This is a genomic window from Streptomyces sp. NPDC000878 (assembly GCF_053599695.1).
Genome location: NZ_JBSFMT010000002.1, coordinates 1 through 13,278 on the forward strand (window position 1 = coordinate 1; position 13,278 = coordinate 13,278).

The 13,278-nt window shown below is 70.7% G+C and carries 11 protein-coding genes; 2 read left to right on the forward strand and 9 right to left on the reverse strand.

Annotated elements, in window-relative coordinates:
- Window positions 1-176 precede the first annotated feature (176 nt).
- Window positions 177-2,441 carry a molybdopterin oxidoreductase family protein gene (locus ACWDR4_RS01725; RefSeq protein WP_450402534.1) on the forward strand — a complete coding sequence of 755 codons (2,265 nt, stop codon included), beginning with the start codon at window positions 177-179 and terminating at the stop codon, window positions 2,439-2,441.
- Between the two features lie 22 nt (window positions 2,442-2,463).
- Here the strand turns inward: ACWDR4_RS01725 and ACWDR4_RS01730 are convergent, their stop codons facing one another.
- The 9 genes from ACWDR4_RS01730 to ACWDR4_RS01770 form a co-directional block, all read right to left on the reverse strand.
- Complete coding sequence (locus tag ACWDR4_RS01730; protein WP_450402537.1) at window positions 2,464-3,654, reverse strand: cytochrome P450; 1,191 nt, start codon at window positions 3,652-3,654, stop codon at window positions 2,464-2,466.
- Entirely contained in the window at window positions 3,647-5,161 is a 1,515-nt protein-coding gene (locus tag ACWDR4_RS01735) for an alkaline phosphatase family protein (RefSeq protein WP_450402540.1), read from the reverse strand. Before ACWDR4_RS01735 ends, ACWDR4_RS01730 begins: the two co-directional genes overlap by 8 nt.
- On the reverse strand, window positions 5,158-6,324 hold the full coding sequence (gene eboE / locus ACWDR4_RS01740) for a metabolite traffic protein EboE (protein ID WP_450402543.1): 1,167 nt from the start codon (window positions 6,322-6,324) through the stop codon (window positions 5,158-5,160). Before eboE ends, ACWDR4_RS01735 begins: the two co-directional genes overlap by 4 nt.
- 7 nt (window positions 6,325-6,331) lie before the next feature.
- The gene (locus ACWDR4_RS01745) at window positions 6,332-7,198 is read right to left on the reverse strand and encodes a TatD family hydrolase (RefSeq protein WP_450402546.1); all 867 of its coding nucleotides are present in this window, start codon (window positions 7,196-7,198) and stop codon (window positions 6,332-6,334) included.
- A 2-nt stretch (window positions 7,199-7,200) separates the two neighbouring features.
- Window positions 7,201-7,842 carry an EboA domain-containing protein gene (locus ACWDR4_RS01750; RefSeq protein ID WP_450402548.1) on the reverse strand — a complete coding sequence of 214 codons (642 nt, stop codon included), beginning with the start codon at window positions 7,840-7,842 and terminating at the stop codon, window positions 7,201-7,203.
- Between the two features lie 111 nt (window positions 7,843-7,953).
- A complete protein-coding gene (locus ACWDR4_RS01755; protein ID WP_450402551.1) occupies window positions 7,954-8,802 on the reverse strand; it encodes a sugar phosphate isomerase/epimerase family protein in 849 nt (282 codons plus the stop codon).
- 118 nt (window positions 8,803-8,920) lie between these two features.
- Window positions 8,921-9,943, reverse strand: coding sequence for an SCO3242 family prenyltransferase (locus ACWDR4_RS01760; RefSeq protein ID WP_450402552.1), 1,023 nt, complete (start codon window positions 9,941-9,943; stop codon window positions 8,921-8,923).
- Window positions 9,944-10,040: 97 nt separating this feature from the next.
- Window positions 10,041-10,985: an intradiol ring-cleavage dioxygenase gene (locus ACWDR4_RS01765; RefSeq protein ID WP_450402555.1), complete on the reverse strand. Its 945-nt coding sequence runs from the start codon at window positions 10,983-10,985 to the stop codon at window positions 10,041-10,043.
- Between the two features lie 81 nt (window positions 10,986-11,066).
- Window positions 11,067-11,480, reverse strand: a complete 414-nt coding sequence (locus tag ACWDR4_RS01770; RefSeq protein WP_450402557.1) for a gamma-glutamylcyclotransferase family protein — start codon at window positions 11,478-11,480, stop codon at window positions 11,067-11,069.
- 159 nt (window positions 11,481-11,639) lie between these two features.
- On the opposite strand from ACWDR4_RS01770, the gene ACWDR4_RS01775 reads away from it, so the two are divergent.
- Window positions 11,640-13,265, forward strand: a complete 1,626-nt coding sequence (locus ACWDR4_RS01775; RefSeq protein WP_450402558.1) for a M4 family metallopeptidase — start codon at window positions 11,640-11,642, stop codon at window positions 13,263-13,265.
- Window positions 13,266-13,278 lie beyond the last annotated feature (13 nt).

The following is a 13,278-nucleotide window of genomic DNA, read 5'->3' on the forward strand; positions in this document are numbered from 1 at the left end:
GGCCCGTTCAGGGCCGTAGCGGGGGTCTGGGGGCGCAGCCCCCAGGGATGGGACGGGTAGGGGCGGCGGGGGCGAGAAAAACCTCACCGCCCACCCCCTCCCCCCGGGAGGTCCCCGTGCCCCCTGTGTAACGGGGGGCGTTCCGGGGTGTAACACCGGCGTCGCACGCTGGCGGGATGGAGACCTCCGTGACGCCCACGCACTGCCCGTACTGCGCCCTGCAGTGCGGTATGAACCTCACGCCGGCAGCAGGCGGGGGCGTCACGGTCTCCGAGCGCGTCGATTTCCCCGTGAATCGTGGCGCCCTGTGCGGCAAGGGACGCACCGCACCCGCGCTGCTCTCACCGTCGCTGCGGCTGACCGAGCCGCTCGTCCGGCGGGACGGCGTCCTCGTACCCGCGTCCTGGGAGGAGGCGCTGGACCGCGTCGCCGAGGGACTGACCCGCACGCGTACAGAGCATGGCCCGGACGCGTGCGGTGTCTTCGGCGGGGGCGGGCTGACAAATGAAAAGGCCTACGCCCTCGGGAAGTTCGCCCGGGTCGTTCTCGGCACCTCCCAGATCGACTACAACGGGCGTTTCTGTATGTCGTCCGCCGCCGCTGCCGGGAACAGGGCGTTCGGGCTCGACCGGGGGCTGCCGTTCCCGATGGAGGACATTCCCAGGACGGGATGCGTCATCCTCGTCGGATCCAATCTCGCCGAGACCATGCCTCCCGCCCTCCGCTACTTCACCGAACTCAAGGAGAACGGGGGGACGTTGATCGTCATCGATCCGCGTCGGACCCGTACCGCCGAGCAGGCCGATCTGCATCTCTCGCCGCGTCCCGGCACCGATCTCGCCCTCGCCCTGGGCCTGTTGCACCTGGTCGTGGCGCAGGGGCGCACCGACGAGGCGTTCATCGAGGAACGGACCAGTGGGTGGGAGGAGACCCGGGCGGCGGCCATGGCCCACTGGCCGGAGTACGTGGAGCGGATCACCGGGGTGCCCGTGCCCCAACTCCGGGACGCCGTACGGATGTTCTGCGAGCCGTCCGCCGCCATGGTGCTCACGGCGCGCGGACCCGAGCAGCAGTCCAAGGGGACGGACACGGTCGGGGCGTGGATCAACCTGTGGCTGGCCACCGGGCGTTCGGGGCGGCCGTACTCCGGATACGGGTGTCTGACCGGGCAGGGCAACGGACAGGGTGGGCGTGAACACGGGCAGAAGGCCGACCAGTTGCCCGGCTACCGCAAGCTGACCGATCCCGACGCGCGGCGCCATGTGGCCGGTGTGTGGGGCGTCGACCCGGACTCGTTGCCGGGGCCCGGGCTGAGCGCGTACGAACTCCTCGACTCGCTCGGCACCGGCATCCGTTCCCTGCTGCTGATGGGGTCCAACCCGGTGGTGTCCGCGCCCCACGCCTCGCACATCCAACAGCGCCTGGAATCACTGGACTTCCTTGCCGTCGCGGATGTCGTGCTGTCCGAGACGGCCGCGCTCGCCGATGTCGTCCTGCCGGTGACGCAGTGGGCCGAGGAGACCGGCACGACCACCAACCTGGAGGGGCGGGTGCTGCTGCGCCGACAGGCCGTCACTCCCCCGGAGGGTGTGCGGAGCGATCTGTACGTCCTGCATCAGCTCGCCGCCCGCGCGGGGGTGGAGAAGGGGTTCCCGGTCGAACCCGAGGAGGTCTTCGAGGAGTTGCGCCGGGCCAGCGCGGGCGGGCTCGCGGACTACTCGGGGATCACCTACCGGCGGCTCGCCGAGGAGAACGGCGTCTTCTGGCCGTGCCCTGCGCAGGACGGCCAGGCGTCGCAGGACAAGCAGCCGTCTCAGGGCGAGCAGCAGTCGCAGAACGGCCGGCAGTCGCAGGACGGTCACCCGCTTGAACACGGCGGCCAGGCGTCGCGGGACGGCCAGCCGTCGCAGGGCGGCCGGCAGCCGCAGGACCGCCGCCCGCTTGAGCACGGCGGCCGGCCGTCGGCCGCACCGCACCCCGGCTCCCCCCGCCTCTTCCTCGACCGTTTCGCGACCGAGGACGGGCGGGCCCGGTTCGTGCCCGTCACCTACCGGCCGCTCGCCGAGGAGCCGGACGCCGAGTACCCGGTGCTGCTGACCACCGGGCGGGTCGTGGCGCAGTACCAGTCCGGGGCCCAGACTCGGCGTGTCGACGAGCTGAACGCCGCCGCGCCCGGGCCGTTCGTGGAGCTGCACCCCCGGCTGGCCGCGCGGCTGGGGGCCGGGGAGGGGGATGCCATCACCGTCGTGTCGCGGCGCGGGCGGGCCGTGGCGCCGGCGCGGATCACGACCGCGATCCGCCCCGACACCGTCTTCATGCCCTTCCACTGGCCGGGCGAGGGCCGGGCCAACACGCTGACCAACCCGGCCCTCGACCCGATCTCCCGAATGCCGGAGTTCAAGGCGTGCGCGGTACGGCTGGAGGTTGCCGTACGGGGCTGACGGCGGCCCCGGGGTACCGGTACTACCAGGTGACCGGCAGGGTGCGTACGCCGTGGACCGCGCGCCCCTCGTGGGCGTTCATCTCGGCCGGGGCCGTCAGACTTAGGTCCGGCAGGCGGCGGAAGAGGGTGGGCAGGGCGATCTGGAGTTCGGCGCGGGCGAGGGACTGGCCGAGGCAGTTGTGCAGGCCGTGGCTGAATGTCAGGTGGTGCTGGGTGTCCCGGGTGATCTCGAAGGTGTCCGGGTCGGCGAAGGCGTCGGGGTCCCGGTTGGCGGCCTGGAGCGCGATGACGACGCCCTCCCCGGCCCGTACCGTGACCCCGCCGATCTCCACGTCCTCCGTGGCGATGCGGCGTATCCCGATGTGAACGACCGTGAGATAGCGCAGGAGTTCCTCGACCGCACCCGGCACCAGCTCCGGATCGGCGCGCAGCGCGGCCAGTTGGGCAGGGTGGGACAGCAACGTGACCACCCCGAGGGACAGCATGCTCGCCGTCGTCTCGTGGCCCGCGATGAGCAGCATCACGGCAAGTCCGGCCGCCTCGGCGGCAGTTGCCTCGCCGGTGGCCACCCGCTCGGTCGCGAGCCTGCTCAGCAGGTCGTCACCGGGGTCGGCGGTCTTGGCGGCGAGCAGTTCCATCAGGTACCCGAAGAGGGCACCCCAGCCCGCCCGCATCGCCTCGGGTCCGTCGGTGACCGTGGCGAACGCGGCGGCGTGCCGGTGGATGAACTCCCGGTCCGCGTAGGGCACTCCGAGCAGTTCGCAGATGACGAGCAGCGGGAGAGGGAGAGTGAACTGCTCCACCAGGTCGGCGTCGGGGCCCTTGGCCACCAGGTCGTCGATGAGCCGGTCGGTCAACTGCTGGATGGACGGCCGCAGTTCCTCGGCACGGCGGAAGGTGAAGTCGGGGATCAGCATCCGGCGCAGCCGGGTGTGGTCGGGCGCGTCCATGGCGAAGAGCTGGCCGGGGGTGGGGGGCGGCGGGGTCGGCTGAAGGCCGGGAAACCCCTCCCGCCGGTTCGACGAACTGAAACGGGCGTCGGCCAGAACGGCACGAGCGTCCTCGTGCCGGGTGACCAGCCAGGGCGTGTTGCCGCCCCAGAGAGCGATACGACTGATCTGACCCTGCTCACGCAACAGGGCGTACTCGGCGGGCGGGTCGAGCAGGGCGGTCCGCCGCATGGGGAGGGTGGGAAGCGTCGTCTCAGACATGGTCGGTGTCTCCGGCGGGGGTGGGGGGTGCGGCGGGGTCGGTGTCTCCGGCGGGATCGGGGGCTGCCGTATGCGCAGCAGCCTCGGGGGCCGTGGCATGGGTGGCAGTGGTCGCCGTCGGTGGCAGGCCCGCCAGTTTCAGGAGCAGGGCCTTGACGTCGGTCGCGGCGATGGTCTCCGTGCTGTGTTCCGGTGCCGAGCACAGCAGTACGGGGCCGTGGTCGGGGTCGGTCGGGACTCGGCCGTGGCTGCCTCGGATGGCTGAGGGGTCCAGGGGGACCGTTTGGAGGCGGTAGCGGAAGCCCAGTTTCTTGCGGGCGAGTTGGCCTGCCGCGCGCAGTTTCACGTTGGGGACCGTGTTGTCCCACAGGAGTTCGGCGGGGTCGTAGCCGGGCTTGCGGTGGATCTCGACCTGGCGGGCGAAGTCGGGGGCACGGTCGTCGTCGAGCCAGTAGTAGTACGTGAACCAGGCGTCGGCGTCCGCCACCGCGACCAGCTCTCCGGAGCGCTCGTGGTCCAGGCCGTGGGCCGCCTTGCCCATCGGGCCCAACACCTGGTCCACGCCGTCGAGTTCACCCAGGAGTTTTGCGACTTCGCGTACGTCGTCCGGGTTCCGTACGTACACGTGCGCCACCTGGTGGTCGGCGACGGCGAAGGCTCGGGAGGTCCAGGGGTCGAGGTACTCCATGCCGTCCTGGGTGTGCACCTCCAGCAACCCGGCGCTGCGCAGGGCCCTGTTGATGTCCACGGGACGGGAGACCGGGGTGATGCCGTACTCGCTGAGCGCGACCACCGTGGCGCCGGCGGCGAGGAAGTGGTCGATCAACGGGCCCAGGGCGTCGTCGAGTTGGCGGGCGGCGCGGATGGACGCGTCGGACTGGGGACCGGAGCGCTGGGGTTCGTAGTCCATCTGCGGGATGTAGACCAGGGTCAGGTCGGGGTCGTGCTCGTCGAAGACCTGGCGGGCGGCGCCCAGGATCCACTGGGTGGAGGGCATGCCGGCGTTCGGGCCCCAGTAGGTGAACAGGGGGAACGGGCCCAGGCGTTCGGTGAGTTCGTCGTGCAGGGTGGGCGGCCAGGTGTAGCAGTCGGGTTCCTTGCGGCCGTCGGAGTAGTAGATGGGGCGCGGGGTCACCGTCCAGTCGACGTCGGCGCCCATGGCGTACCACCAGCAGATGTTGGCGACCTTGTAGCCGGGCACCTGCTTTCGGGCCGCGTCCCAGATCTTCTCGCCGCCGACGAGGGCGTTGTGCTGCCGCCAGAGCAGGACGTCACCGAGGTCGCGGAAGTACCAGCCGTTGGCCACCGCGCCGTGGGTGGAGGGGAGTTCACCGGTGAGGAAGGTGGACTGGGCGGTGCAGGTGACGGCGGGGAGTGTGGTGCCGAGGGGGGCCTTGAAGCCGCGTTCGCCGAGGGCGGCTACGGCTGGCATGTGACGGAGGAGGGCGGGCGTGAGACCGACGATGTCGAGGACGACGAGTCGGTTCGTGTTCGGGGTTTCGGTCATGAGTGGTCCTCTTTGAGGCCCAGGCCGGTCAACCGGTCGCGGGCCCAGGCGAGTTCGGCGGCGATGCCGGCCGCGAGGTCGGTGGGCGGGTCGGGCAGGACGGTCCAGGTGTAGGTCTCGACCTCGATGTGGTCGCAGATCGCCGTCGGGCCGCCGAGGAGTCCGGCGAGGGTGCCCGTGAGCGCGCCGGTGGTTGTCCGGAGAGGCGGGGCGGGCTCGGCGTGCAGCGGGGCGTGGAAGTGGGTGCGCCAGGGGGTGGAGGAGCCGGTCGCCGGAAGGCCGTCGCTGTCCAGGGCGTCCGGCAGGTCGTCGACACCGACCACCGCTCCCCCGGCGACCGTTCGGGTCTGGTGCAGAAACCGTCGTTCGGCCAGTTCGCGCAGGGCGGCGATGGCGCGCGGGTCGGTCGGGTCGGGGGCCTCGACCGCGCAGGACGCCTGGAGTTTGACGACCGGCAGTCCGGCGTCGGCAAGCCGCCCGAGGGCTTCCCCGGGTTCCTCGAACTGGACGGCGAGATGGCAGGCGTCGAGGCAGACGCCGACATAGTCGCGGTCGACGTCGGCGAACTCCCGTACCGCCTGGGTGGTGGTCTCCACCACGCACCCCGGCTCCGGTTCGAAGCCGACGCGGATACGACGGCCGGTGCCCGACTCCAACTCCGCGAGACCGGAGGCAAGTTGGTCCAGTGCTCGGCGAGCCGCGTCCGCGCATTCGTCCGGCCACGGGGTGCGCCAGGCGAGCGGGAGCGTGGAGACGCTGCCGCGTCGGGCGTCGTCGGGGAGGAGGGCGGCGAGGACGCGGGCACAGTCGAGGGTGTAGGCGAGGCGGGCCGGGTCGGCCCAGTCGGGGAGGTAGACGTCCTTCTTGACGACCTCGCGGTGGAACCCCTGGTACGGGAAGGCGTTGAGGGTCACCGTCTCCAGGCCGCGCGCGGCCAGTTCGGCTCGGAGAGTCCTCAACGCCCGCTCGTCCGCTGCCAGTTCGGTGACTGCGGTGCGGGCCAGCCAGAGGCCGATGCCGAGTCGGCCGACGCCGAGCCGTTGTCGTACGGGTTCGGCGTGGGCGCCGAGTTGGGCGATGATCCCGGCGAGGTCCTCGGCCTGGTGGACGTTGCTGCAGTACGCGAGGTGGACGGGCGTGCCGTCGGGATGGAGGAAGCGCACGGGCGGTTCACTCTCCCCCGCGCCGGATGGAGTTGCCCTCGAACGACGAGGTGTCGTCGGGCTTCGGCTCGCCGTCCGTGTCGTCCAGGTCGAGACGTCCGCTCTGGTCGTAGAAGGCGACGGGGTTGCGCCACAGGACACGGTCGACGTCATCGGCCGTGAAGCCGTCGGCGAGCATCGCTATACCGGTCTTGCGTGTCTTCAGGGGGTCCGAACTACCCCAGTCCGCCGCCGAGTTGACGAGGACGCGGTCGAGGCCGTGCTCCCGGAGGATGCGGACCATGCGGTCCTCGCTCATCTTCGTCTTCGGGTAGACGGAGAAGCCGGCCCAGCAGCCGCTGTCGAGGACCATGCCGACCGTCAGCTCGTTCAGGTGGTCCAGGACGACGAGTTCGGGGGCGATGCCCGACTCCCGTACGACGTCCAGGGTCCGGCGCGTCCCGGCCGCCTTGTCGCGGTGCGGGGTGTGGACGAGGGCGGGCAGGCCGTGTTCGACGGCGAGTTGGAGCTGTCGGGCGAGGACCTCGTCCTCCTTCTTGGTCATCGAGTCGTAGCCGATCTCGCCGACGGCGACGACCCGGTCCTTGGCGAGGTAGCGGGGCAGCTCGTCGAGGACGGGCAGGCAGCGCGGGTCGTTCGCCTCCTTCGGGTTGAGGGCGATCGTGCAGAAGTGCTGGATGCCGAACTGCGCTGCCCGGTACGGCTCCCAGCCGAGCAGCGAGTCGAAGTAGTCGTAGAAGGTGTCGGGCGAGGTGCGGGGCTGGCCGAGCCAGAAGGCGGGCTCGACGACGGCCCGGACGCCGGCCGCGTGCATGGCCTCGTAGTCGTCGGTGGTGCGGGAGGTCATGTGGATGTGAGGGTCGAAGATGCGCATGGTCACTCGGTTCCGTGGATGGTGGTTCCGCTGGGGGTGGTGAAGGGGCGCACGAAGGGGGTGATGTCCTCGGGTACGGGGCGTCCGGCCGCCGTCCTTTCGCGGGCGAAGTCGCCGAGCATGCGGGCGAGTTCGGCGTCGGCGCGCTCGTCGAGGCCGGCCACTCGGGCGAGCGGGATCTCGTAGAAGACGCACTTCAGGACGGCCTGGCGGTATTCGTCCGCCGGGAGGTGGGCTGCCGCGTAGGGGCCGAGGGCGGCCTCGATCAGCGTGTTGTCGTTGCCGCGCAGGGTCTGCCTTACGAGGTCCAGGAACCGGCCGCTCCCCTCGCGGTCGAGCTGGGGCAACGCCCGTAGGACGGCGCGTTGTTCGGCGGGGTCGCCGTAGCGGTGGAGCGCTCCCACCTCGTCGGTGAGGGCCTGGTCGCGCAGGGGCAGCGCGGTCAGGAGGAGGGCGCGGACGGCTTCGTCGACGGTCCGGCCGTCGGGCAGCGGAGCACGTCCGCAGTGGCGGCGGACGGCGGGGAAGAGGGTGCGGACGGTGGTGGGGGCGGCGGCGATTTCCGCCAGGGCGCCGTCGACCCAGGCGCGGGCTTCGGGAGTGAGGGGCAGGGAGGAATGGGGGGCTGGGCCGGAAGGAGGCATGACGGAGTTCCAGAATGGGAGGGGGAGAGGAGAAAGAAAGGGGGGTCAGGAGAATGTCAGAACAAAAGAGATCGCAAAATACTCGTGAATGAATTGCGAAAGGTCGGACACTCAGGAGGCGAGCAGGCTCCGGGATTCGGCCCGGCGCAGGAACTCCAGGGAGCTGCGGGCGATGTCGGGGGCGTCCAGCGCGCCGCCCTGGATCTCGACGGACACCAGGCCGCGGTGTCCGAGGTCGGTCAGCGCCGCCAGTACCGACGGAAAGTCGATCTCGCCCGCGCCGAACTCCAGATGCCGGTGGACACCGCGGACCATGTCCTCGATCTGGACGTTCAGCAGGTGCGGCGCGGCCAGGTCGACACAGTCGAGCAGCGCCGGCTCCTCCACGCAGTGCGCGTGTCCGATGTCCAGCGTCACGCCCAACAGCTCGTGTCCGCCGGCCAGTTCACGCAGCCTGAGACACTTCGCGACCGTGTCGACGAACATGTGGGGTTCGGGTTCGAAGGCCAGCGCGACCCCGTACGCCTCCGCCGTCTCCAGCGCCGCCCCGACGCCCGCGGCCAGCCGCCGCCAGGCCTCGGTCTCCGGAATGCCGTCCGGGGCCGGTCCGCTGCACAACTGGACGGTGGGCGAGCCGAGTTCGGCGGCGATGCGGACGGCGCGCCGCAGCAGGTCGACGCGGCGGTCCGGTGCGCCGGACATCAGGGTCGGCTGGTGCTTGCCCCAGGGGTCGAGGAAGTAGGGCGCCCCGGTCTCGACGGTGACCGTCAGCCCGAGCCGCGCCAACTGTCCTCGTACGCGGGCGACTTGGCGGTCCAGGTCGTCGGCGTACGGGTCGAGGTGGTTGTGGTCGAGGGTGAGGGCGACGCCGTCGTAGCCCAGGTCGGCGAGGATGCCGAGGACATCGGAGAGACGGTGGTGGGTGAAACCGTTGGTGCCGTAGCCGAATCTCAGGCCCATGACCCGCCCTTCATCACATTTCTCGCGCCGGGACTCACGTCGGGTCTCATGCGGGGTCTCACGCCGGGTCTCATGCCAGGTCTCGTGTCGAGTCTAAAATCGGGGCTCATGTCGGGTCTCATGTCGGGGACACCCGTCTCGCCAGGCGCTGCGCCACGGGGTGCACGGCACCAAGGAGTGCGGCGGCGACGGGCGCTCCGGCGCGCGCCGTGAGCGCCGCCTGAAGGGGGACCATGGCGAGGATGCCCGCCCCCACCGCACGCCGTACAGAACTCGCGCGTGGATCGCGTACGGCCTGCGCCTGGGCCCTGCCGTACGTCCCCAGGTAGGCGAGAACTCCCGCGGAGGCGACGGCTGTTCGGACGACCGTCTCGCGGGGCAGCGCGCGCCGGGGCGGCAGCACCGCCGGGAGTACGGAGGGCAGCACCGTCGACAGCGCCGTGGCCGACGACACGGCCAGGGTCGCGGCGGGCAGCCGCGCCGGCGCACCGGAGATCTCATGACGGCTGAGGGCGGTGATCGTGTACGTGTGGACCCCGGTGAGAAGGGCGGGGAGGGCGCCGCGAGCGAGCGCACCGCCCGTGCCACCCCCACGGGACCCGTCCCCGTACGCCCTGGGGCTGCCGCCGCCCGCCACCGCGCCCACGAGCACGTCGAGCGCGCGGGCGCCCGCCATCGCCGCCGGGCCGGCCGGAGTTGACTTCAGTTTCAGGTCGTACGCCCATATCAGCGCCGTCAGCGGCAGCGCGACGGCGAGGCCGCGTCGGCCGCCCGACACCGCGGCGAGGCCGAGGCCGGCGCCGGTCAGACCGGTGGCGACGGCCAGCGCGGTCCGGCGCGGCACCCGGCCGGAGGGCACCGGACGGGTGGGCCGCTCGACCGAGTCGACGGCGGCGTCGGCGTAGTCGTTGAGGGCCATGCCGGCCCAGTAGAGACAGACGGAGGAGGCCATCGCGCCGGCCGTGCGAGGGCCGAGGGGACGGCCCGCCGCGGTCGCGCCCGCCAGGATGTCACCGGGGACACTGAGCGCGGCCGGGGCTCGGACGAGACTTACCAGGTCGGAAAGTGGGGGCAGTGGGAACTTGGCACTTTGTAGGGGTTGTCTGGAACCGGCGTGGGGAATTGCTTTCCGGTCACTCATGGCCCAATCATTACCGAAATTACTTGAAAGCTAATACTGCGATCCGATGATGTTCCCTGTGAGGAACGCGACAACTGAATCTTGTTGACACGGGTTGTCAGTTGGGGGAACCACTGGGCATGCCGCTCGGCGGGGGCCCGCTGGGCGGCATACCGCTCGGCGGCTGGCTGCCTCCACCGCCCGCGCCCGCGCCGGTGTTCTCCTTGTCCGGGTCGATGCCGACGGTGAGGGTGCCGGTGAAGCCCTTGGAGATGTCGCCGGTGAGGGTCATCAGACCGTCCTTGGCGCCGCCTCCGCCGTAGACCATGTCGTCGTCCAACTTGGTGAAGGTACCGACGTGTTGGCTGTACGGCGTGACCTTGTAGACCTCGTCGCCGTACTTGTCGTCGAAGAAGAGCTGGCCGGTCCAGTTGACCTTGCCGCCCTCGTAGGTGTTGTCGGCCTGCGCGCCGCCGGTGTGCACCTTGACGTGGATGTGCGTGGTGCGCGGGGTGTACCAGCCGGGGTAGATCGTCGTGAACTCGACGATCCCGTCGGCGTTCGTGGTCTGGAAGCCGCGCAGGAAGGTCTTGTCGTCCGCGCCGCTGGTGTCCTCGCTCTCGGCGGGCACGGAGGTGCCGCCCGGGCTGGTGGTGGTGTACCCGGAGTAGTAGCCCCAGGCGTCGCAGTGCCAGATCTCGACGGCCGCGCCCACCACCGGGCCGCAGTCCTCGGTCTGGTCCCGCACGGTCAGCTTCACCGTGAGCGGTACGCCCTTCTTGCCCTCCGTGATGTCCTTCCGGAAGAGCTGGTCCTCAAGGTAGTAAGGCCCTTCCGTGACACTGGAGTTGAGCACGCAGACGTCGTCCTGGGCGACGGCCGCGGACGTGGACGCGGAGGGCGTCGGGGAGTCGTCGGCCGCGGCGGTCTCCGAGTCGGAGTCCGAGTCCGAGGAGCACGAGGTGAGCCCAAGACCCAGTCCCGCCCCGGCGGTCACGCCGGTGAGCGCGAGGGCGCGGCGCCTGCTGATGTCGGCCTTGCCGGTGATGTCGCTGTCGTTCATGGGCGGAGGGTAGGTGCGGGCCGGTGCGCGGGGCGGGGTGCCGCACAGGGCGGTCGCCCACACGGACCAGCACCGTTGCCTTCAGCGGCGCGCGTGCCAGTCCCCGCCCTCGATGAGCCTGCCGTGTGCCCGCAACCGCGCGGCGACGATCGGACCGGCCACGTACACCCAGGCGTCCACGGCGGTCCCGTCGGCGTCGAGGGTCACCGGGCGGGTCACCCGCTCGTACAGGCTGCGCGGGTCGCCCGGCACGCACTCCTCCAACTCGTCGAGTACGGCGAGCAGTTCGTCGTACGCCTCCGGCAGCGCGGTGACCAGTTCACCGTGCACGACCCCGCCGGGTTCCGGCACGGCGTACGGGTAACCGGGCCCGTCGTACAGCACCGCGTCCGCGAGCCGCCCCGGTCGCTCCAACTGCGTACGGCCGCGCAGGAAGTGGTCGTGGTTGTGCTCGCCGGGGCGGAGGGTGCCGTAGACGAAGAAGGGGAGTCTCACCGGTCGGTCTCTCATTCGTGAGGGCAGGGTTCGTGTGGATCAGGAAACGATTCTCGCCATAAGTCGAGGTGACGGCGTATGCGCTCTGGACACGTCATGTCATGAACCCTTAAACCTGAGCGATTACCGCCGCCTCCGTCCCCCCACCCAAGGAGACCGATGACCTCCCGTCTCGCCGCGGCCGGCGTAGCCGCCACCGCCACCGCCACTCTCCTGGCCGCCGCGCTCACCCCCACCGCCGGTGCGGCCGACAGACCGACCCGGGACGCCGCGATCAGGAACGCGGTCACCGCACTCGTGGACCAGGCCGCCCACCTGGGCCTGACTTCCGTACAGGGCACCACAGTTCGGGACGTCATCGTCGACGAGGACGGCAGCCAGCACGTCCGTTACGACCGGACGTATCGTCAACTTCCCGTCCTGGGCGGCGACTTCGTGGTCCACCTGACTCCCGAGGGCACCTACCGCGGCGCGAGTCGGGCCACGACCCGTCCGATATCCCTGTCCACGATCAGCCCGGCGGTGTCGGCCCCGAGGGCGGCGGACCTGGCGACGGCGGCGCTGCGCGCGGTGAACGTGGGCGAGCTGCTCAAGAAGATAACCACCAAGCAGGAGCTGGTGGTTGACGCCCTGCACGGCGCCCCGAAGCTCGCCTGGCGGACGAACGCGGTGGCGCAGGACTCGGCCGGCAACCCGGTCGCCCGGACCGTGGTGACCGACGCGACGACCGGCGCCCAGATCGACGCCTGGGACAGCATCGAGACGGCGACGGGCGACGGCCAGTCCCTGTACGGCGGCACGGTCCCGTTGGAGACGACGCTCTCCGGATCGACGTACCAGCTGAAGGACCCGACGCGCGGCAACACGTACACGGGCGACGCCGAGAACGGCACCGACCTGTGCATTCTCGGGATCTGCATCATCCGCGCGCCCGCGACGCTCTTCACGGACACGGACAACCACTGGGGCACGGGCACGACGGCGGCCCGGGCCTCGGCTGCGGTGGACGCACAGTACGGCACCGACGAGACATGGGACTACTACAAGGACACGTTCGGACGCAGCGGCATCAGGGGCGACGGGGTCGGCTCGTTCAACCGCGTGCACTACGGCAACAGCTACAACAACGCGTTCTGGGACGACACTTGCTTCTGCATGACGTACGGCGACGGTGACGGGACGACGTTCGGTCCGCTGGTCTCGCTGGACGTGGCCGGGCATGAGATGACGCACGGTGTGACCTCGGCGACGGCGGACCTGACGTACTCGGGCGAGCCGGGCGGCCTGAACGAGGCGACGTCGGACATCTTCGGCACGTTGGTGGAGTTCAACGCGGCCAACTCCACTGACCTCGGGGACTACTTGATCGGCGAGAAGATCGTCAAGTCGGGCTTCGGCCGGACGGCCCTTCGCTACATGGACGAGCCGTCGAAGGACGGGAACTCGGCCAACTGCTGGAGTTCGAGCGTGGGGAACCTGGACGTCCACTACTCCTCGGGCGTCGCGAACCACTTCGCGTACCTGCTGGCGGAGGGCAGCGGCGCGAAGACACTGAACGGCGTCAGCTACAACTCCCCCACGTGCAACAGCAGTTCGGTCACGGGCATCGGCCGGGCCAAGCTGGGCGCGATCTGGTACCGGGCGCTGACGACGTACATGACGTCCTCGACGAACTACGCGGGTGCCCGCACGGCCACGCTGAACGCGGCACGGGATCTGTACGGGGCGAGCAGCACGGAGTACGCGGCGGTGGGCGCGGCCTGGAGTGCGGTGTCGGTGGGCTAGTGGAACCCTCTGC

Coding starts and splice junctions, on each gene's coding strand:
- ACWDR4_RS01725 (WP_450402534.1), top strand. CDS start 177: ATGGAGACCTCCGTGACGCCCACGCACTGCCCGTACTGCGCCCTGCAG.
- ACWDR4_RS01730 (WP_450402537.1), bottom strand. CDS start 3,654: ATGTCTGAGACGACGCTTCCCACCCTCCCCATGCGGCGGACCGCCCTG.
- ACWDR4_RS01735 (WP_450402540.1), bottom strand. CDS start 5,161: ATGACCGAAACCCCGAACACGAACCGACTCGTCGTCCTCGACATCGTC.
- ACWDR4_RS01745 (WP_450402546.1), bottom strand. CDS start 7,198: ATGCGCATCTTCGACCCTCACATCCACATGACCTCCCGCACCACCGAC.
- ACWDR4_RS01750 (WP_450402548.1), bottom strand. CDS start 7,842: ATGCCTCCTTCCGGCCCAGCCCCCCATTCCTCCCTGCCCCTCACTCCC.
- ACWDR4_RS01755 (WP_450402551.1), bottom strand. CDS start 8,802: ATGGGCCTGAGATTCGGCTACGGCACCAACGGTTTCACCCACCACCGT.
- ACWDR4_RS01760 (WP_450402552.1), bottom strand. CDS start 9,943: ATGAGTGACCGGAAAGCAATTCCCCACGCCGGTTCCAGACAACCCCTA.
- ACWDR4_RS01765 (WP_450402555.1), bottom strand. CDS start 10,985: ATGAACGACAGCGACATCACCGGCAAGGCCGACATCAGCAGGCGCCGC.
- ACWDR4_RS01775 (WP_450402558.1), top strand. CDS start 11,640: ATGACCTCCCGTCTCGCCGCGGCCGGCGTAGCCGCCACCGCCACCGCC.